1 protein-coding gene and 1 pseudogene are annotated in these 2,084 nt (G+C 53.6%); both read left to right on the forward strand.

Translation table 11 applies throughout. The annotated features are described in order from the left end of the window. Nucleotides 1–310, forward strand: a pseudogene (locus VB081_RS14690) (putative selenate reductase subunit YgfK); the annotation flags it as partial. 781 nt (nucleotides 311–1,091) lie between these two features. After that, nucleotides 1,092–1,667 (forward strand): amidohydrolase family protein, encoded by a 576-nt coding sequence (locus VB081_RS14695; protein ID WP_323401518.1) that lies wholly within the window; start codon nucleotides 1,092–1,094, stop codon nucleotides 1,665–1,667. Nucleotides 1,668–2,084: the final 417 nt, after the last annotated feature.

Here is a 2,084-nt window from a genome sequence, read left to right on the forward strand (position 1 = left end):
TGCCATCACCGTGCCCCACCACAAAATGCGTCAGATCATTCATGTGGACCGCATGTGTAATGAATGCGGCAACTGCATGATGTTCTGTCCCTATGACAGTGCACCCTACAAGGATAAGTTCACCCTGTTCCATACCCAGGAAGACCTGGATAATAGTACCAATAGCGGTTTCCTTCTGGGAACAGGCAACCAGGTGACCGTTCGATTGGACGGCGAAGTGCTCCAGACCACCATCGGTGATCCGTGCATTCCCGCTGGAATTAACGATATCCTAAAAGCCGTCGTTAATCACTACAATTACCTGATTTAAATAGTTCAAAATAGTACTACAACGACCTCTCCCTTGCCGGAGGGGTTGCTGTGGTTGGAGGAAAGATGGCGGGGCGTGGTTGGCGGCGGCTGCTGTCCCGGTGGGGATTACACCGCTGCGCCGGCGGATCCGGACAGGCAGTGCTTGCTGGTTTGCCGCTGATGGCAGAGGCTGGGCCAATTCGGGGTCTGTTGATTAAGCAAATGTTTAACGGATATTGTTGGTTACTGCTTTAAGCCGAACACTCATAAAGGTCCCTCAACGGCGCAGCTATTTTAGTTTACAATGTGAGCCCTTATACACTCTCTGTTTTCTGATACCTTTTTTGGCGGCAAACCAGAGCACGGCTCAGTCCGTCCCGATGGCTCCGCCGGTGTAATCCCCACCGGGACAGCCTGGGGCAACTCTCAACCGCCATTGTAGGCACGCTTGCGTTGATGAAGATGTAGAAAAAAGTGATTTAAAAGGAGACGGGGAATAGACTTTTGTTTTGCGAAAGTCACAGGGCGGCAAATCGGAGCATATCACCGTCCGCCCCAATGCTACGGCAGTGTCATACACCGTCAGACAGCCTGGGGGTAGCTTGCGGACGCCACTGGAAGTTCACTCACGGTGATAGGTATAAAGAAGTGAGGCTGAAGATTAACGGTTACCATTGGAAAATATCGGGTGTGTGCGAGGATTAAGACCGCCAATTGCAGGAGTGCACTATCCCAGGGGGACACCCACTCACCAACCTCCCATCGCCCCTGCATTCATTTAATCAAAAGAAAGGCAACCCATGAAACGTATAATCATAAAAAATGGACAGGTGGTCTCCCCCCGGTCCGTCGAAAAATGTGATATCCTCATTGAGGATGAAAAAATTGTAGAGGTGGCACCGGAAATCAGTGTCGATGGCGCCGAGGTGATGGATGCCAGCGGCAAGCTGGTTTTTCCGGGCTTTATCGACCCCCATACCCATCTGGATCTCACCACCGGCACCTGCCATACCGCCGATGATTTTAAAAGCGGGACCCTGGGTGCCATCGCCGGAGGGACCACCACGATTTTAGATTTTGCCACCCAGGAGCGAGGGGAAACCCTGGAAGAGGGGCTGAACCATTGGTTCGCCATGAGCGAAGGGGTGTGCAGCTGCGACTACGGCTTTCATATGGCCATTTCAGACTGGAATGACACCACAAGACGGGAGCTGGTGGACATGCGCGCCCGGGGGTCTCCTCCTTTAAATTCTACATGGCCTACCCCTCCCTGCGCTGTGATGACCGCAGCATCTTTGAAGCCCTGGAAGCCATTGATGCCATCGGAGGCCTCAGCTGTATGCACTGCGAAAATGGCTATTTGGTGGAAGCCCTGACCGCAGAGCAGCGGGCACTGGGGCAGCTCCCTCCGGCCGCCCATCCCCTATCCCGCCCGGGGTTTGTGGTAGCGGAAGCCGTGGAGCGGTATCTGGCCATTGCCGAGGCAGCAGTTGCCCCGGCCTATGTGGTCCACTTAAGCCCCGCCCGGGGCCTAAGCCACTGCCTGGCCGCCCGAGATCGGGGCCAGGTGGTGGTCGAAAATGGGGTGGTCATCCAAGAGGACTGCGGGCGGTATATCCCCCGGGATGCCTGTGTGACTGAGCATGTCGGCAATTAAGAAACAATATAAAAAAGAGTGGTCGATTGTTGACCGCTCTGTGCTTATGTTTTATTTACTCGATAAACTGGGGTTTTATTCACTTGCCAATTTATCAAGTGTTTCTCCTGTTGCTCTGTAAACTGTCCAATCTTTC

Origin of the sequence: Christensenella sp., from assembly GCF_034927525.1 — a bacterium.
In the GTDB taxonomy this organism is placed as follows: Bacteria; Bacillota; Clostridia; order Christensenellales; family Christensenellaceae; genus Christensenella.

Excerpts from the sequence above, each read along its gene's own strand:
- VB081_RS14695 (WP_323401518.1), top strand. The coding sequence starts at position 1,092 with ATGAAACGTATAATCATAAAAAATGGACAGGTGGTCTCCCCCCGGTCC.